Raw genomic sequence first — 16,861 nt, forward strand, 5'->3', positions numbered from 1 at the left:
TTTAATGATTTATAAGTTAAATTTATAAGAATGAATTTGTAATTATTAAATGTAATTGACGTTTTTCCGTAGAGTGGATAATGGCATAGTCGTTTTAACCGACGCCTTGTCCAGTTATCACATCGAAGGTTAGTAAATGAATAAGATACTTATTTCTTCAGTTGCCGCTGCTGTGCTGGCCACCGTTTCTGGTGCGGCTCTTGCTTCGTCCGCTGTTTACGTTAATAAAGCAGATATATCGGTACCGGATACTGATGTCGCCAATCAGACCGTTTCCAGCATCTATCCCTACGGCATCTCCTCCTACAACGGATTTGAGGCCTCCATTACCAATCCGACGATTGCCGTAACTGTCACCAGTTCAGGGAACGATCCGGATGACGGGGCACTCGGCACGGCATACGGCGTGTTCAACATTCCCGGAAAGCAGAATGACAATGCAGAAGTTACTGGGGCTCTCTTAACCGTGGGCGGAGACACTTCGACGGTTTCCTTCACGACCTCTGCCAACGGTGTTTCGAGAGGCATTTATGCCGCCGGTGGCCGGGGAAGCGACGTGATTGTGAACGGTTCCTCCCTTACACTTGACGCTACCAGCGCGGAAAGCGTAGCGCATGGCATCGTTGCCCTGAACAACAGCACGGTTACCGTGAACAGCGACACGATCAATATCTCTGCGAACGGCGTTACCATGGCTCGGGCGATTGAAGCCTCGGGGAACACCGGCATCGGAACTGTTACCCTTGGAAAGGATTCTTCCGTTACGACTCTGAATGCCACCGCCACGAAGGGCAAGGCATTCGGTATCTTTGCCGGCCCGAAGGTTGGCAGCACGGTTACGGTGAACGGCAAGTCTCTCACCATCAACGCTCACTCGGATACGGACGACGCCTACGGCCTCTTCGCTCAGAGCTCTGTGACTCCTGACTACAAGGGTGACGTTTCCACGATCAACATCAATGCCGAGGACACGGTGATCAATGTCACGTCCGGCGCCGGTGAGTCTCACCAGTATAGCATCATTGCGATGTCAAACAGCCGCGTAAATGTCAACGGCAACCTGACCGTGAACGCAGGCAGCGGCGACGCCATCCTGACCCGCGGCGGATCAGTTATCACGATCAACCCGAACAAGGACAAGACCGTCCAGCTGACCGGTAATATTGAATACAACTACAACGAAGCTAACTCCGGTAATATCGCTGATTCGACCGTCAATCTCAATCTCTCGGATGCCAACTCTTTCTGGACTGGCAATGCGGTTCTGAGTAACGGCGGTAACAGTGAAACTTCCAACGGCACCGTGACGGGGCTTAACCTCTCCCTGTCTAACGGCGGCACCTGGATTGTTGCCAACACCGCTACGGCGACTTCGTCAGAGTCCGGCTCCTCCACGACCCCGCTCGCGATCAATAACCTGTCGCTCAATAACGGTACCGTGACGTTCTCGGATGCTTCCCAGACCGCTACGATTGACAATCTGACCGGCACGGGCGGCACGGTGAACACCGCGGTTGAAAAGAATGCTGACGGCACCTATAAGACGTCTTCTCTTTCCGCTACCACGGTCAGCACCACGTCCGGCACTCCGACCCTGACCGTGAATATGGTCGGCACGAATGGCACGACGGTGAATTCAGACGTGATCTCCGCCTCTGAACTCGCCGCACTGACTTCCGCTGCTGTGACCGGCGCACTCGCCACCGAAACGACGCGTGTCGCGACCGTCGCTGAAGGCGATGTGAACGGCGCTCTGACGATCACGGAGAACACCGACGGCACGACGACGGTTGCCGCGCCTGTCCGCAACACCAAGCTCGACAGCCTGCAGTCGATCGGCGCCATTTCGATGACGCTTCTCCGCCACGACCTGAATAACCTCACGAAACGTATGGGCGAACTCCGCGACGCTCCGAAGGGTGTCGGCGCCTGGGCCCGTGTCTACGGCTCCAAGCTCTCCTACGGTGACAACGGTCTCACGAGCAAGAACAACTCGGTCCAGGTCGGTGTTGATACCGATATCGCCCAGACCGGCTGGAAGGTCGGCGGCGCGTTCATCTACACGAACGGCAAGGCTGATTACACCGGCGGTGACGGCGATATGGACGCTTACAGCATCGCGGCCTACGGCACCTGGTTCGGCTCGAACGGCGTGTATGTCGACCTGATCGGCAAATACACCCGCATGAGCACCGACTACGAGTTCGGCAACATGAAGGGCGGCTATGACAACAACGCCTTCACGGTGAGCGCTGAAACCGGCTGGCATAAGGACCTCGGCCAGTACGCCTTCGTTGAACCGCAGGCTGAACTCACCTACGGCACGGTCGGCGGCGCTGATGACACGGCTTCGAACGGTGTGAAGATTGACCAGAGCGACTACAACTCGCTCATCGCCCGCATCGGTGTCCGCGCCGGCGCGAAGTTCGCTGAAAACAAGGGCCGTATCTATGCCCGCGTGTCCGGCAACTACGACTTCCTCGGCGACCTGAAGATGTCCGCTCAGAATGCCTCTGCCCGCAGCAACCTGAAGGACGACCTCGGCGGCTTCTGGGTTGAATACGGTGTCGGTGCCAACTTCAGCTTCACGAAGAACACCTACGGTTACGTCGACTTCGAACGCACTTCGGGCGGCGAAGTGGATGAGCGCTATCGCTGGAACGTCGGTATCCGTCACACGTTCTAATCAGCGTTTCGCTTCTCTCTGAAGCAAACCTCTGATACCGAAATCCCCCGGGAGATCTCATTCTCCCGGGGGATTTTTGCTGCGTCACGCACAAAAAAACCGGGCGGATTGCTCTGCCCGGATCTGAAATAAGAATAGCTCAGGAAGTCATGCGAAACACAAAAGGAAAACCTCATCCGGCGCGCGGAGCCTGCCGCCTGTACGGAACGCTATGACGACCGGACTGACGCTCCGTTTAGACCCTGGAAAGCCGCTTCTGCTTCCAGTCTCCAAAGGCAGACTGCACGCAGACGGCAGAAAGCGCCGTGCGCCTGTCTGACGGGAGGCTTCACACTCATATCCTCCCCGTCTGGCGATTCCTGATTTTCAGATGGAATCACCTTTGAACTGGATAAAAGTTTAAATAAATTTTTGTTATCTCTACAGTGAAAATTTGTAAAAGCAACCTGATACCGTCAGCGATTTGTCGTCTTATCGTTCTTCTGACTGATACTGAAAAGCGGAGAAATCCCGTTTTACCCGGATCTCATGTAGTCCAGAGCGAATACAAATTCACCCCAGTCTGAATCTTTCCTTAACGTTATGATTCTGCCTTGTGATCAGTGAGAGTCTGACCTCAATCTCCTGAATCATCAGCTGTTTTTAAGTGAGTACCGAAGCGGGACCGTGATTTTCATCGCACGGCCGGTTTCACCAACCGATTCCCCGATAAGTGCGGAAGCAAGCACGTCACCCGCTGCGTCCAGAACTGAAAACCCGGAACCTTTCGATACCGAGGCTTTCAGGATCTTTCCCGCGGGGCTCAGCGAAAACGTGATTTCAAGAACGCCCTCTGTGCCTGAACGGAGGGCGCTCTTTGGGTAACGCTTCTTTCGCTCCACGAGGGCGATCAGTTTCGACGCCACGTCGGAAGTCTTGACCGCGGGCTGAGGTGCCGCGGGAAGAGCGGCCGGCGCCTTTTTTACGGCGGGAGACGCGGCTCTCAGGGGGATCGCGGCCGGGGCGGAAACCGCAGGATGCGGTGTTACCGGACGGGGAATCTCAGGAACCGCGGGAGCGGCTGCCGGTTTCGGCTCCTCAACAGTCACCGGGCTTACGGCGGTACGCGACGCGATCACCCGAGGTTTCTGAACCTCCCGCTTCACGGGCGGCGCAGCCGTGACGGGCGCTGCCTTGGGGACCGGCTTCACCTCAGGCACTTTTTTCACTTCTGGCGCGGGAGCTGGCGCAGGCTTCACCGTTTCCGCGACCCGGATTTCCATCGCGAAATCCGGTTTCGGGGCCGCGCTCCGCTTCAGATCGAAACTCTGCGTCGCGAGCAGCGCGGCGGCCAGCACGAAAGCCCCAGCCGTCAGCCATCGGCCGCCGGCGCGTGACGAGAGGAGCACAGGATCCGCGGTTTCACCCACCATCACTTTCCTACCTCCTCTGTCCGGATCACAAATCGGCCGGACTTCTTTTCCTTCGCCACATCCACAACCTTAACAAAGGCCGCGAACGGCGCTTTCTTATCGACCGCGAGGTTCAGCACCGCGTCCGCGGGTTTTGAATCAATGAAAGAGGCGAGCCCTTCCGGCGTTATCGGCCGTCCGTCCGCCCAGATCGAGCCATCCGCCTTCACGGCAACAAGGAGTTCTTCGGGCACTTCTGAGGCTTTTGCCTGAGTGGACTCCGGCAGCACGATATCAAGCACCGGCTTTGAACTGAAGGTCATCGTCATCACGAAAAAGATGACCAGCATGAAGATCACGTCGATCAGAGACGTGAGGTCAATGCGGGGTTCCTCGTTCTCATCATCAAACATAGCGGACTCCCGCGTCGCGCGGCGTTTCCGCCTGAGCTTTCACTTCTTTTTCAAGCGTCGGGCGGCCGCCCTGCACCAGTTCAAGCGCGCGGTAGCTATGCTCCACCGCTTCGATCCGGAAACCCTTAATGCGGAGAAGGAGACAGTAGTAGACCATGAGCACCGGAATCGCGATCACGAGGCCCATCACGGTTGTGAGAAGGGCCTGCCAGATGCCGGAAGCGAGCGCCGCGGGGTCCGGTGCCTGGTTCACGGCGATCGTCTGGAAGACTCCCACCATGCCGAGCACCGTGCCGAGAAGCCCAAGAAGCGGCGAAATCGCCGCGATGAGCTTCAGCCAGCACATGCTGTTATTCACGGGAGCGAGGTGCTTATGAAAGAGGTACGCGACCTCAGCCCGGATATCGTTTGAATGGGATCCATGCGTAAAAACCACTTCCCGGACGACGCAGACGAGCGGATTCAGGTTCCCCTCCGTCCGCTCGCGGAAATGCCGGCCGCCGTCCGCCTCCGCTTCGTGGATCGTCGAACGGAAGCCCCGGCCGGTCCGGATGAGATAAATCACGGTCCAGATCGTGAGGTAAAGACCCGCGGCAGCGACAAGAATCAGCGCTACACCCGCGGGTCCGATCAGTTCGTACATTTTCGCTAAACCCATTCTGGTGCCTTCTTTTTATGTTTATGTTTTAAAAGCGGGAAGCCGGTACATGAACCGGCTTCCATTTTTCGTTTGCCTCAGTCCGGAATCGGCTGCCGCTGAGTGCTGAGAATCCCAGCGGCCCAGGCTCCGGCTTCAGAGAGATCCGTCTGGTCGGGGTGTGAGGCTTGACGCCTTCAGCCGGGCTTCCACTTCTGGCGTCATCATCCCGGCCTCCTGCATCATGCGGACCACATCGTCACTCACGCGTCCCCGCCACATCCGAATCCCAAGGAGATCGGCTCCGGACGCGGCTGCTTCGCCGCGAACCCGTTCGAGAAACGACTGGAATCGGGGGGACGTCGGATCCCCGCCCATCGTGCCGAATAGCGCGAGCGGCATGCCGGATGCGCGGCCCATTACAGCCTTCGCGTCCGCGCTCATCTCGCCCATATCAATCCAGAACCCGAGAAGCACGAGGCGGTAGGCCGAGAGGTCACCCGCCTCAGACGCCTTCCTGAGAACAGAACCCGGGATTGACGCGGCAATCGCGCGGGCCACGGCTTCGGTGTTCCCGGTGCCCGAGCTGTAGGCGACGAGTACGGGTCTCGTATCCGTCATCAGGCGGCTCCGAGCTCGGCCTTCAGCGCGAGGAACGCGTCGCGGGCCTCAGGGATCAGCTGATGGTTCTCACGGCCCACATAGACCTGGAACATCGATTCGCCTTCTTCATTGAAGAACGCGAGGAAGTGGCTTTCGCGTCCCATGAAGGGAAGCGTGATGAAACCGATCGTCTTCACGGCGTCCGCCTTCAGGTGACCGCCAAGCGGGGAACCGTGGAAGATGTTGTAGTAGCCCATTCCGTGCTTCCCTTCCGCGAGCTTGCAGCTCACTTCGATCACGTTTCCGAGATGCTCAAGGAAGAACGTGGCGGAGGGCCAGGCGCAGGCCGAGCTCCAGACCGCGTCAAATTTCGATCCATCCGCATAAGCCCGGGAATCCGCGGGAAGGAGTTTCGAAGCCTCAAGCTCCGTGAGTCCGGTCGCGGCGGCGAGCGTTTTCAGCGTCGCAGGGGCTTTGGAGGAGAGCACCGCGGCCACTTTTTCTTCCATCGTTTTTTCCGTCATTCAATTAATTCCTTAAGTAGGTGGAGTGAAAAAATCTGTTCTGTGTCAGAGCTGCTTCCCGGGGCTTCCCCGGGAAGAGAAACGGGTTTCAGGCGGCTCGCGCCAGAACCTCGTTTCTGATCGGAAGCGTGAGCCGCCTTTCGCAGCAGAGTTTCAGGAGTTCAAGGTCGTGCGTGATCACAAGCACCGCCTTTCACTCCTTCGCCATGGATTCCAGCGCCCGGGCAATCCGCCGCATGTTGACGCCATCAAGCCCCGAAGTCGGTTCGTCGAGAATGATCACGTCAGGATCCTTCGCGAAGGCGAGCGCGATCACGAGACGCTGCTTCTGACCGCCCGAAAGTGACTGGGGGTGGCGCTCCGCGAGTGACTCAAGGTGAAAGAGCGAGAGAAGCGGCAGCGCGTCTTCCCGTTCAGCCGGGCGTCCGGCCGCGGCGAGCGACGACATCACTTCGCCAAGCACGGTCTTCATGTGAAGCTGGTGATCCGCGTTCTGCAGCACGATCGACACCGAGGCTAGTAGCGTCTTCGCGTCAGCCCGTTTGCCGCCAAGCAGGAACCCGCCCTTCACGGGCTTCGCGAGCCCCGTGAGAAGACGGGCGAGCGTGGTTTTCCCAGCGCCGTTATGGCCGATCACTGCGGTGATCCCGGGGTGAATGCCGAACGTCGCGTCATCAAACACGGGGGGCTTCCCCTTGTAGGCAAAGGTAACGGCGTCCGCCGCGAGCACCGGGCGGCCCGATGCCTCCTCGTTTCTCGGCAGCGTCTCCCGGACATCCGGCACCGCGGCAGACCGCAGGCCATAGCGGCGGCAGAGTTCCGGGGTGAGAATTGAGAAATCCCCCTCTTCCGCCATCCGCCCGTCCTCCATCACGATCACGCGGTCCACGGCTCCGGCGAGCCAGTAGAGACGGTGATCCACGACGAGAATCGCCTTCCCTTCCTTCTTCAGCCGGATGATTTCAGAGGCGAGCGCCTCGGTTGACTCCGGGTCGAGATTCGCGGTCGGCTCATCGAAAATGAGCGCCTTCGGGTCTGTCATCGTGATGGATGAGAGACCGACCTTCTGCTTTTCTCCTTCAGAGAGTTCGTGGATCGATGAGGACAGCACGCGGCCGATCCCGAACCGCTTCACGGCGTCTTCGATCTTCCGGCGAATGCCTTCCCGAGGCGTTCCCCGCCACTCTTCCGCGAACGCGAGCTCATCCTCGACGTTCAGCGCGAAGAACTGGTTCTCCGGGTCCTGGAAAAGCGTCCCGCAGTCAGCCGCTATCTCAGGAAGCGTTCGGCTCGCGTTCGGGATCCCGGCAACACGGATGCTGCCCGTCACCTTCCCGCCGTAGTACCCGGGGGCGAGACCATTGATCAGACGGATCAGCGTGGTTTTTCCGCAGCCGCTGACCCCCGTCACAAGAACCGCTTCGCCAGGCTTCACGTCGATCGAAATATCCGTCACGGCGTCCCGCCCCGTGAAGGGATAGCGGTACGTAACGTGATCAAGCGAAATCAGAGGTTCCATCACTTTCTCGTTTCTCATCGATGCGGCCCTCGCACAGCATCCGGGAACGCGATTTCAAGCGCGATCGCCGCGGCAATCACGAGAATCGTCGTGACCATCAGCCAGGTATCCGCGCGGCTCCAGACAGATTCCCGATAGGGGGTCATCCGGGCACGGAGCCCGAGTCCCTTCATTTCAGCCGCGATTCCGAGTTCGTCGGACGTTTTAAGCGTCCGGAAGAGAATCGGAGAAAGGAGAAGCCGCATCGCGAAGAACGGATGAATCACGCACGCCACGGGGCCCAGTTTCCAGCCGCGGATCCGAACCGACTCCCAGACCTGGCGGATATCGTTCGCGAAGGTCGGGATAAAGCGCAGCATGACAGCCGCCGGGAGATAAATGCAGAACGGCAGCCGCATCGACTGCAGCGCTCCGAGCACCGACTGGATCCGGGTCGAGAAGGCGAGCGGAAGAATCACGTTCATCATCGTGAGACCGCGGAGGAACGGGATCGAGAGGCTCTTCATATCGAGGCCGCGCGCCATCGCGGGGAAGAAATGCGCGAGCACCATCGCGCAGCCGACTGACATCGCCATCATGAGCGCCATGAGAATGTAGGCAGCCGCCGACACTTTCCAGCGCCGGGCACTCGCGAGGTAGACCGCTGACGCCGCGAAAAGCGCGAACTCAGCCCAGAACCCCGAGAACGCGATCGTCGCCGCGGCCGCGGCCGCCGTCACCGCCATCTTGGATCGGGCGTCGAGCGACGTGAGCCACGTCCTCTCTCCGGCGCTAAGACTGAATGATCCCTGCATGACGCAATTCCTTTACCACCCGGGCCCCGGTGAAGAGCCCGGCAAATGAACCGATGTAGCCGATCGCCACAAACGGCACGACCATCCAGACAAGGGCCGGCGTTTCGCGGGCGAAGAGGAATGAGACCCCGAGCGACAGGACTTTCGCCGCGAAATCCGAGACCCCAACCCCCGCGAACACACCGAACCGGCTTTTCGGGCCTCCCGCGAGACGCATCGCGCCTTCACCGAGAAGCGCCGCGGCGAACGCTGTCGGAATCAGCGTGACACTCCCTCCGAGGAGAATGAGGCTGATCAGCATGTTCACCGTGGTGAAGAGAAGCAGCGTCCACTGCTTCCTCACCTTGTAGAGCATCACAACGACGAGCGTCGTGAAAACGAGATTTTTCAGCAGCAGCGTTGCGGGATTCATCCCGCCCCCGGCAAGCGCGATGAGAAGCGAGGTGAGCTTCGCCGCGGCCGCAAAAATGCCGATCGCGACGAGCTCACGCGCGGCCCAGTAACGGGGCCGCGGTGTGTCGGGGAGCCTTCCCTCCCCGAATACCGCGGTGTTCATCATGAAAGCCGCACTCCTCTCTTAGAACTTCGCCGTAAGCTTCAGGTTCAGGTGCCGCTCAGCTTCCCAGGTGGAAGTGTTGTAGCGGTAGCCCTTATTGAAGATGTTGATTACTTCAGCGGAGAGCTGATACGCGCCCTGCTTCCCGAACTGGTAGCCGACCGCGAAGTTCGCGGTCGTGAAACCGGCGGTCCGGGTGGTTACGCCGGTCGTACGCGAGTAGCTCTTCGTTTCGTTCTGGCTTCGGGCATAGAGATCCGTGGTGAGCGTGCCGCCCGGGACCGCGAAAGCCGTACGGACACCGTAACGGGCCCAGAACTCAGGCGTGCCGCTCTGGTAGGTGGAGTAATCACCCCACTCAAGCTGACGGCGCATCCAGGTGAGCGAGAGATAGGGCTCAATATGTTCCGTCGCCTTCCAGGAGGCCGCGAGTTCGAGACCGCGGGTCTTTGCCTTATCGGCGTTGACATAGCGGCTGTTGACGCCGTCCGCGAGGTATTCCGTCGTGATGTAGTTCTTCACGTCGGAATAGAACGCCGCCGCGTCAATCACCACCGGGCCGTTATTGAAGCGGGCACCGACCTCAAAGTTATTCGACGTCTCAGGCTTCAGATCCGGGTTTCCGTAAAGGGTTCCCTGACCGCCCATCGAGGTCGCGAGATAGCGCTCCTGAAGGATCGCGGCTCGGAACCCCTGAGACCAGGTCGCGCGGAGCGCGAGGTTATCGATTCCCTTCCAGATGAGGCCGGCATTAAAGACCGCGCGGCTGTTGTCGCTCGACCCCGTGTCACCGGCGGACCCATCATCCACATTCACATACTCTCTATTGATCGTTCTGCGCGGCATGGTGATGCGGGTGTAACCGTTTTTCGACGCCGTCGCGGTATTCATTTCGGAATCCACCCACGTGTAGCGGACACCGTAATTCGCGGTGAGATCCCAGGGGAGCTGCGTCTCCATGGAGGCGAAAACTGCGTGGACGGTTTGCTTGCCTTCATTCACGCGGTCCGTCGTGTAATCCATGTCGGACGACATGCCGGGGCCGAGGGGCTGCTTCATCACCATGTGAACGCCGGTATCCGCGGAAAGCTTATCCTGCGAGTATTCGTAGCCCGTGATCAGGAAATTGCGCGCTCCGAGCTGCCAATCCATCTGGATCGAGGTGCCGAGGGTCTTCACGCGGTTATCCGCCGTGTTGTCCATCGTCATCCCCTGGCTCACATGGTTCAGCATTTCCTTGTCGTTCTTCTGCCAGTAGCCGTCCCAGCGGACGCGGGAGAGGTACTTCGAGAGGTTCTTCCCTTCAGCGAAAAGCCCCACCTTGTCGCGGCGCCACTTCGGCACATCAACCGAGAAGGCGTCCGGTGACATTCCGAAAACACCCCCGTGGATTGAGGAGTCAAACGTATCTGCCGTGAGACCCGCGGTCCAGTGATCAGTGATGTCGTAAGCGAGATAGAGACCGCCCGACTTCGCGCGGAAATTCGTGTTTTCCTGCTTTCCGTAGGGAGTGCGGATATCGCCGTGGCTCTCGTAGCTGCCATTCAGCCGATAGTGGAAACCGTGCGTGGAGCCCGAAATCGTCGCTCCTTCGCTTAAACCGCGGCCAGCGCCGTTGTAACCGATCGACGCCTCGGCTTCAAAGGGCTTATCGCCCCCTTTCTTCGTGATGATATTCACGGCGCCGCCGATCGCGTCAGAGCCGTATAGAACGGAGGCCGGTCCCTTGATCACTTCGATACGCTCGATCTCCGTCGGATCAATGAGGATCGGAGCGCCGGACATCGACTTATGCTCCGAAATCTTCTGACCGTCGATCATCACGAGCGTACGAAACGCGTCCTCACCTCGGATGCTGAGGCGCTTCAGCCCCTGCGTTCCGTCATTCATGATCTGAACGCCCGGAATGTCTTCCAGGAGCTCGCCCACCGTCCGGGCCGAGGACCGGCGGATGTCGTCCGACGTGATGACGGAGACGCTCATCGGAACGTCTTCCAATTCCTGCGCGACACGGCTCGCGGTCACAACGACTTCACCGGTTTTTTCCGCGGTTTCAGCCGCTCCGGCGGCTGTCGCGAAAGCCGCGGCGGTGAGCGCGGCGATGAGCGTGAGATGATGCTTTCCTTGCATTTGTTATTAATTCCCTGCTGGAATAGAGATCCCCTTCACGGGGTCCCGTCACTTTGAGGCTGAGGCGAGAAGATCCATCAGCGCCTGGGTAAGACGTCCCTGCCAGAACTGGCCGGAGACGGTTAGCTGGTAACGGCTGCCATCGGGTTCAATCAAACCGGCTTCAAGCCAGTTCTCAATCGCCGGGCGCCAGAGTTCAGAGAAGGCGATCGGGTAAAGACGCTCGAGCGCCGCCGGGTCAAGGTAATTCAGTTCCGTCTGCTCGTTCAGCGCCCGGGCCTCATTCCAGAAGCGGCCGGGGGCGGTAATCATGGCAACCGGCTTTTCGCCCGCCGCGACAGACGCCTTCCACTCGTCCACATTCCGGTTCACCATGTAGCCGTAACCCGACACCGTGCCGCCGGCTCCGGGGCCGAAGGCGAGGCAGTCCGTGCGGCCCTTCGCGAAGTAGTTGTAGAATTTCCGTTCGCGCGTCGCGCGGGCCCAGTGGCTGATCGAGAGACGCTTCCAGTGAGAGGCCTCCATCGCGCGGATGCTTTCCGCGAACATCAGGCCCCGCATTTCGGAGTCCGGCCCCGCGGGAAGCTTTCCCTTCTCGATATAGCGGTAGAGGGGAGCGCCCGGGAAGACGCGGAGCTGATAGCAGTCCGCGCCGTCAAGCTCGAGCTCCGCGACCATCCGGAGGTCTTCCTTCCAGGTTTCAAGTGTCTGATAAGGGAAGCCGTAGATCAGATCCACGACCACCGCGGCCTGGTTGTAGCCCGTCAGGCGCTCAAGCTGCCGCACAAGCTCTTCCTTCGTGGAACGGCGGCCGACCGCCTGACGGATCTTCGTGTCAAACGTCTGGACACCGAGCGAAAAGCGGTTCGTCCCGCCCTCCATGCAGGCCTCCATCCGGTCCGGCCCGAAGTTTGAGAGACGACCTTCAAACGTAATCTCGCAGTCGTTCGCGAGCGGCAGATTCTTCTTCACCGCGCGGATCAGCCGCACGATGTCCGAAGCTTCGAGCGCGGTCGGCGTGCCGCCGCCGAAATACACCGCTTCAAGCGGCCGTCCAGTCTGAACGTTGCGTTTGTTCCAGAGCTCCAGCTCCCGGATCAGGAGATCCGTGAACGCGCGGCTTTCTTCCGCGTTGCGGTAAGGCTTGATATAGAAGAGACAGTAGAGGCATCGGGTCTCGCAGTACGGCACGTTGATATAGGCAACCGTCCGGCGGCCCCGGACCGTATCGGCGATTTCTTCAATACGGACCGCGAGCTCCTCATCCGGCACAAGACTCGCGCTCATCCCTGCGTGCGTCATGATCTTCGGGTCAAACGCGTCGCGGAGCGGATTTCCGGTGACCCGGGCACGCCACGACGCTTCTTCCGGGCTTCCTCCACGCTTCATCACGTGGACCGGCATCTTCATTTCCATCGTTTTTCCTGTTCAATCAATGATTTGCGACTGGCGGAACGAATCTCACCCCGCCCATGTACCCGTAAAGATATACTTCATATCTTTGTTTGTCAATGATAATTATTATCATTGTCATTATCATTAACTTTGTAAGAGACGATGCCAGACGCTGTTTTTCCCCGGAATCCGGCTGTTCCGGCTCAAAAAAAGCCCCGCAGGACTGCGGGGCTTCAGGGTTTTTAAGAGACCGGTTTCAGGATGAAACGATTCTCACGCGGTTATCAGGCGCGGCCGAATACCTTTTCGAGATGCGCTTTCAGGCGCTCGATATCGGACTCGAGCGTCGGATTCTTGATCACGTCATTGCACATGAAGGACGGAAGCGGCTTGAGACCGATAAACTGGTTCGCCTTATGGAGACCGAAGAACGTGGCGTCGATTCCCTTCCCTTCGAAGAACTCATCCGGGGCGAGGAAAGCGTTCAGCGGCGCGTTCCAGGTGGAGCTGATCATGTAGCGGCCCTTCAGCTTGCCGCCGGTTCCGTAATTGACGGCCGGATTCTCATGGTGACGGCCGTCGCCCGTGATCATCGCGGGGCCCCCAAACACATCGTCTTCGTATGATTTCAGAGCAGCCGGGGCTTCCATCCACCAGGCAGGCGTCTGATAAATCACCGCGTCGAGCCACAGGTACTTCGCCACCTCATCCTCGGTTTTCCAGCCGTCCGCGAGCCGCGTCACCTGCACTTCGTGCCCGAGGCTTTCAAGCGTCGCCTTCTCGATTTCAGTGAGGCGATGATTAAGCGCACCGCCATTTCCACCCTTAAACGGCATGCCGGCGTCGACAATCAGAATCTTCATTTTGTTTTATTCCTTCGTTGCTGAGAAAGGAACCGGTTTTATAGGTTCCCGCGAATATATTTCGTCACGAATTCTACTTTCGCACTCAGGAAGCGTGAGGCTTTAAGGTCTGAAACGCCCGCGTTTTGTCTCCAAATGCAGAAATGCCGCCCCGACTGTCAAAAGGCGGACTTTTTCCTCCTCCGCTGGATGTATAGATATCGATGAAAGCTATAACCAGATATGAAAACAAAATATTGGAAATAACCAGAGCGTTTTCATAAACTTGAATCACAGGGGCAATAGCCCTCAGATTATTAAAAGAACAGAGGAACCTTTATGAACAAGCGTAATTTTCTGAAGTGCGCGGCGCTCGCCGCCGCTCCCCTCGGACTCCCGGCCGCCGCGAGTGCTGCCGGCTCCTCGGCCGCGGTGCCGTCTGACACACCGGCGCTCTCGTCCGGCTGGGACAAGGTCTTTCCGAAGAACCCCAATGTGGACCATAGGAAGATCACCTTTAAGAATCGCTATGGCTTCACGCTCGCGGGAGACCTCTACACCCCGAAAGGCGTGAAAGCGGGAGTTGAGCTCCCCGCGATCGCGGTTTCGGGGCCGTTCGGCGCCGTAAAGGAACAGAGTTCCGGGCTCTACGCGCAGGAAATGGCGTCGCGCGGTTTTGTCACGCTCGCCTTTGATCCCTCCTGGACCGGCGAAAGCAGCGGCCTCCCCCGCAATATGGCGTCTCCTGACGTGAATACCGAAGACTTCAGCGCCGCGGTTGACGCGCTCGGTATCCTCCCGATCGTCGATCAGAAACGGATCGGCATTATCGGGATCTGCGGATTCGGCGGCTTCGCGCTGAACGCCGCCGCGATGGATACGCGCGTACGCGCGGTCGCTTCTGTTGTGATGTACGACATGAGCCGCGCGATGGGCTGGGGGGTCGGCGCGGGGCGCGACCGCTACACCGAAGCGGACCGCCGCGCCGTGAAGGCGTTCCTGAACGAAAAGCGCTGGGAGGACGCCGCGAAGGGCTCGATTCCGCCCGGCGGCCACGATCTCCCGGTGGATAAAGCGGGTCACGTTACGCAGGGCGACCGGATCCTTCCTGAAACGCTCCCGGAAAATCCGGATCCGGTTCTGAAAGAGTTCTTTGATTACTACCGGGTGAAGCGCGGTTTCCATCCCCGGTCCGTCAATTCGACGAGCGCCTGGTGCCGTACGATGCCGCTCTCCTTCATGAATATGCCGCTTCTCACCTATATCAAGGAGATTTCGCCCCGCCCTGTTCTGATCATCACAGGCGAAAAGGCTCACTCCCGGTACTTCGCAGAAACGGCCTTCCGGAACGCCGCTGAGCCGAAGGAACTCGTGATCATTCCGGGCGCGAACCACGTGGATCTCTACGATCGGAAGGAACTCATTCCGTTCGCGAAGCTCGAAAGCTTCTTCACGAAGAACCTCGCGCCTTCCGCCGCTTCACGGTAGACTTTGGATGGATAGCGGCGATGCAGGTTCGCCGCTCAGGATGAAAATGGAGGCAGCAGGATGGCTGACTTTAGAGATCGAAGCGCCATGCTTCTCGAAGAGCTTCTCGACTCGGGTTTCCGGGTGGAAGATGCCGAGCGGCTCCGTGACCTTCTGACGGTCGGCTGCCGCAATTCCGCGATTGAGGAGCTGAAGGAGAAACGTGAGTCGCTCCTTCGATCGCTTCACGAGAAGGAATCGTCGATCGACTGCATCGACTCCGTCCTCTATAAGATCCGCCGGGGTGAGCTCTGAGAAGAACCCCGCGGCCGCTTGAAAAAAGCAAAGCCCCGTTCTGAAACGGGGCTTTCTGTTATCTCGCCGGACGGGCGCCAGGCCGCTCCGGATCCTCTTTCAGGGCTTCCGCAGCCGCGTCTCTCGCCGCCGCTTCAAACTCGCGCTCCAGATCCGCTTTCAGCACTTCGAGCAGCCGGGTCGCCGCGGGCGTAAACACCTGATACTTCCGCCAGATGATCTTCATACCGCTTGTCTTCGCCGGCACGATCGGCCGGAAGCAGAGGTCTGAGGCCGGGCAGGTATCAATCAGGTGATCAAACACCACGGCGTACCCAAGCCCCTCACGCACCATGATGCCGGCGTTATAGGCGAGGTTGAAGGTCGCGACAATATTCAGGCGATCCGCGGTGTCTCCGAGCCACCGTCTGAGATCCTGCTGCAGACCCTGACGGGAGCAGATCAGCGGGTGAAACGGCAGATCCTCCACCGGCACCGCTTTCCGGATCGCGAGCGGCGCGTCACGCCGCATTACAAGGCCCCAGCGGTCCTGCCCGGGAAGGTCAAGGTAGTTGTACTTCGAGAGATCGGCGTCATTCACAATGATCGCGAAGTCGAGGAGCCCTTTATCGAGCTTTGCCGTGATGTCATCGGCATCCCCGCTCACAAAGTCCGGACGGATTCCGGGATACCGCTCATGAAGCCGCTTCACCGTGCGGGCGAAATACTTGATCGAGTCGGACTCCGCCGCCCCGATCGAGACGCTGCCGGAATCGAGGTCATTCAGGGCCCGGAACTCCTCCTCAGTCTTATCGACGAGCGCCAGGATATCCTCGGCCCGCTTTCTGAGAAGCATGCCGGCGTCGGTGAGCCTGATACTGTAATTCGTTCTCTCGTACAGCTTCCGCCCGAGCTCTTCCTCGAGGTCCTTCAGCTGTTTGGAAAGCGTCGGCTGGGTCACAAACAGCCGCTCAGCCGCCCGCGTCATATTGCCTTCGCGGGCCATTGTCACGAAGTAGCGAAGCACCCTGATTTCCATTGCGGCCTCCTGTGGACCGTGATGCCGTTTGTCTCACGGCATCCCCTTGAAAAAATTATAAACCTGTCAGGGTCTTGCCATAGACCACGCTTATGACTGAGCACAGTTATTGAGGATGTTCAAAACTGTTTCCCGCCATTAATTGACAACTTTTAAACCAAGTTTAATTTAGTTAACTTTTTAAGGCGAGGCTCTGCTTTTTCGTTGATCGATCAACCAAAACTAAACTTTTATTTAAAACAAAATCAGCAGGATAAGATTAATTAGCCGAATAAATGGAACACGGAGGTGATCAAGCAGGGGACCCCCGGCGGCTTCTCATCCGACGCGCATTCAAGTGCTCTGAAAATCAGTTTCACGGCATTAAAAATCAGGTTTTTGCTTAAACGATATATATGTGACCCTTCTTATGCGTCACAAAAACCGATAAAAATGCCTTATTTTCAGCTATGTTGGCTATGACGCCAATATTTTTCAATTACAAAATCGAAAATATCCGGAATCCCGGTTTTACAAACCGATATTTGTAATACCAAATTATTCCAGTCAATAGCTAAAAGCCATAACTTCC

Annotated in this window: 15 protein-coding genes; 3 read left to right on the forward strand and 12 right to left on the reverse strand. The window is 58.4% G+C overall.

Annotated features, from left to right (window positions below; all coding sequences use genetic code 11):
• The first annotated feature begins 136 nt into the window (after nt 1-136).
• Nucleotides 137-2,686, forward strand: coding sequence for an autotransporter outer membrane beta-barrel domain-containing protein (locus tag M4NBBH2_RS08400; RefSeq protein ID WP_116270506.1), 2,550 nt, complete (start codon nt 137-139; stop codon nt 2,684-2,686).
• Nucleotides 2,687-3,318: 632 nt separating this feature from the next.
• Here M4NBBH2_RS08400 and M4NBBH2_RS08405 read toward each other — a convergent pair.
• From M4NBBH2_RS08405 to M4NBBH2_RS08455, 11 genes are all read right to left on the reverse strand, one after another.
• Nucleotides 3,319-4,098 (reverse strand): TonB family protein, encoded by a 780-nt coding sequence (locus M4NBBH2_RS08405; RefSeq protein ID WP_116270507.1) that lies wholly within the window; start codon nt 4,096-4,098, stop codon nt 3,319-3,321.
• The gene (locus tag M4NBBH2_RS08410; protein ID WP_116270508.1) at nt 4,098-4,490 is read right to left on the reverse strand and encodes an ExbD/TolR family protein; all 393 of its coding nucleotides are present in this window, start codon (nt 4,488-4,490) and stop codon (nt 4,098-4,100) included. The genes M4NBBH2_RS08405 and M4NBBH2_RS08410 overlap by 1 nt, the downstream gene beginning before the upstream one ends.
• Nucleotides 4,483-5,148 carry a MotA/TolQ/ExbB proton channel family protein gene (locus M4NBBH2_RS08415; RefSeq protein ID WP_116270509.1) on the reverse strand — a complete coding sequence of 222 codons (666 nt, stop codon included), beginning with the start codon at nt 5,146-5,148 and terminating at the stop codon, nt 4,483-4,485. The genes M4NBBH2_RS08410 and M4NBBH2_RS08415 overlap by 8 nt, the downstream gene beginning before the upstream one ends.
• A 135-nt stretch (nt 5,149-5,283) precedes the next feature.
• Nucleotides 5,284-5,748 (reverse strand): flavodoxin family protein, encoded by a 465-nt coding sequence (locus M4NBBH2_RS08420; RefSeq protein ID WP_116270510.1) that lies wholly within the window; start codon nt 5,746-5,748, stop codon nt 5,284-5,286.
• A complete protein-coding gene (gene hutX / locus M4NBBH2_RS08425; protein WP_116270511.1) occupies nt 5,748-6,254 on the reverse strand; it encodes a heme utilization cystosolic carrier protein HutX in 507 nt (168 codons plus the stop codon). The genes M4NBBH2_RS08420 and hutX overlap by 1 nt, the downstream gene beginning before the upstream one ends.
• 193 nt (nt 6,255-6,447) lie before the next feature.
• Nucleotides 6,448-7,773 carry an ABC transporter ATP-binding protein gene (locus M4NBBH2_RS08430; RefSeq protein ID WP_238691388.1) on the reverse strand — a complete coding sequence of 442 codons (1,326 nt, stop codon included), beginning with the start codon at nt 7,771-7,773 and terminating at the stop codon, nt 6,448-6,450.
• 14 nt (nt 7,774-7,787) lie between these two features.
• On the reverse strand, nt 7,788-8,567 hold the full coding sequence (locus M4NBBH2_RS08435) for an energy-coupling factor transporter transmembrane component T family protein (RefSeq protein ID WP_116270512.1): 780 nt from the start codon (nt 8,565-8,567) through the stop codon (nt 7,788-7,790).
• On the reverse strand, nt 8,545-9,126 hold the full coding sequence (locus M4NBBH2_RS08440) for an MptD family putative ECF transporter S component (protein WP_238691389.1): 582 nt from the start codon (nt 9,124-9,126) through the stop codon (nt 8,545-8,547). Before M4NBBH2_RS08440 ends, M4NBBH2_RS08435 begins: the two co-directional genes overlap by 23 nt.
• Nucleotides 9,127-9,144: 18 nt before the next feature.
• Nucleotides 9,145-11,253, reverse strand: coding sequence for a TonB-dependent receptor plug domain-containing protein (locus M4NBBH2_RS08445; RefSeq protein WP_116270513.1), 2,109 nt, complete (start codon nt 11,251-11,253; stop codon nt 9,145-9,147).
• 48 nt (nt 11,254-11,301) lie between these two features.
• Entirely contained in the window at nt 11,302-12,669 is a 1,368-nt protein-coding gene (gene hutW / locus M4NBBH2_RS08450; protein WP_116270514.1) for a heme anaerobic degradation radical SAM methyltransferase ChuW/HutW, read from the reverse strand.
• Nucleotides 12,670-12,932: 263 nt separating this feature from the next.
• Nucleotides 12,933-13,511 carry an NAD(P)H-dependent oxidoreductase gene (locus M4NBBH2_RS08455; RefSeq protein WP_116270515.1) on the reverse strand — a complete coding sequence of 193 codons (579 nt, stop codon included), beginning with the start codon at nt 13,509-13,511 and terminating at the stop codon, nt 12,933-12,935.
• A gap of 318 nt (nt 13,512-13,829) precedes the next feature.
• Between M4NBBH2_RS08455 and M4NBBH2_RS08460 the strand changes: the two genes are divergently transcribed.
• Together M4NBBH2_RS08460 and M4NBBH2_RS08465 are read left to right on the forward strand one after the other, a co-directional pair.
• The gene (locus M4NBBH2_RS08460; RefSeq protein WP_116270516.1) at nt 13,830-14,978 is read left to right on the forward strand and encodes an alpha/beta hydrolase; all 1,149 of its coding nucleotides are present in this window, start codon (nt 13,830-13,832) and stop codon (nt 14,976-14,978) included.
• A gap of 60 nt (nt 14,979-15,038) precedes the next feature.
• Nucleotides 15,039-15,272, forward strand: a complete 234-nt coding sequence (locus M4NBBH2_RS08465) for a hypothetical protein (RefSeq protein ID WP_124944585.1) — start codon at nt 15,039-15,041, stop codon at nt 15,270-15,272.
• Between the two features lie 58 nt (nt 15,273-15,330).
• Here the strand turns inward: M4NBBH2_RS08465 and M4NBBH2_RS08470 are convergent, their stop codons facing one another.
• Nucleotides 15,331-16,290 carry a LysR family transcriptional regulator gene (locus tag M4NBBH2_RS08470; protein ID WP_116270517.1) on the reverse strand — a complete coding sequence of 320 codons (960 nt, stop codon included), beginning with the start codon at nt 16,288-16,290 and terminating at the stop codon, nt 15,331-15,333.
• Between the last annotated feature and the right edge of the window lie 571 nt (nt 16,291-16,861).

This window comes from Mesosutterella multiformis (genome assembly GCF_003402575.1).
Lineage (GTDB): Bacteria > Pseudomonadota > Gammaproteobacteria > Burkholderiales > Burkholderiaceae_F > Mesosutterella > Mesosutterella multiformis.

Bases quoted from the DNA above. Each gene is read 5' to 3' on its own strand.
- M4NBBH2_RS08400 (WP_116270506.1), top strand. From the start codon at position 137: ATGAATAAGATACTTATTTCTTCAGTTGCCGCTGCTGTGCTGGCCACC.
- M4NBBH2_RS08405 (WP_116270507.1), bottom strand. From the start codon at position 4,098: ATGGTGGGTGAAACCGCGGATCCTGTGCTCCTCTCGTCACGCGCCGGC.
- M4NBBH2_RS08410 (WP_116270508.1), bottom strand. From the start codon at position 4,490: ATGTTTGATGATGAGAACGAGGAACCCCGCATTGACCTCACGTCTCTG.
- M4NBBH2_RS08415 (WP_116270509.1), bottom strand. From the start codon at position 5,148: ATGGGTTTAGCGAAAATGTACGAACTGATCGGACCCGCGGGTGTAGCG.
- M4NBBH2_RS08420 (WP_116270510.1), bottom strand. From the start codon at position 5,748: ATGACGGATACGAGACCCGTACTCGTCGCCTACAGCTCGGGCACCGGG.
- hutX (WP_116270511.1), bottom strand. From the start codon at position 6,254: ATGACGGAAAAAACGATGGAAGAAAAAGTGGCCGCGGTGCTCTCCTCC.
- M4NBBH2_RS08430 (WP_238691388.1), bottom strand. From the start codon at position 7,773: ATGGAACCTCTGATTTCGCTTGATCACGTTACGTACCGCTATCCCTTC.
- M4NBBH2_RS08435 (WP_116270512.1), bottom strand. From the start codon at position 8,567: ATGCAGGGATCATTCAGTCTTAGCGCCGGAGAGAGGACGTGGCTCACG.
- M4NBBH2_RS08440 (WP_238691389.1), bottom strand. From the start codon at position 9,126: ATGATGAACACCGCGGTATTCGGGGAGGGAAGGCTCCCCGACACACCG.
- M4NBBH2_RS08445 (WP_116270513.1), bottom strand. From the start codon at position 11,253: ATGCAAGGAAAGCATCATCTCACGCTCATCGCCGCGCTCACCGCCGCG.
- hutW (WP_116270514.1), bottom strand. From the start codon at position 12,669: ATGGAAATGAAGATGCCGGTCCACGTGATGAAGCGTGGAGGAAGCCCG.
- M4NBBH2_RS08455 (WP_116270515.1), bottom strand. From the start codon at position 13,511: ATGAAGATTCTGATTGTCGACGCCGGCATGCCGTTTAAGGGTGGAAAT.
- M4NBBH2_RS08460 (WP_116270516.1), top strand. From the start codon at position 13,830: ATGAACAAGCGTAATTTTCTGAAGTGCGCGGCGCTCGCCGCCGCTCCC.
- M4NBBH2_RS08465 (WP_124944585.1), top strand. From the start codon at position 15,039: ATGGCTGACTTTAGAGATCGAAGCGCCATGCTTCTCGAAGAGCTTCTC.
- M4NBBH2_RS08470 (WP_116270517.1), bottom strand. From the start codon at position 16,290: ATGGAAATCAGGGTGCTTCGCTACTTCGTGACAATGGCCCGCGAAGGC.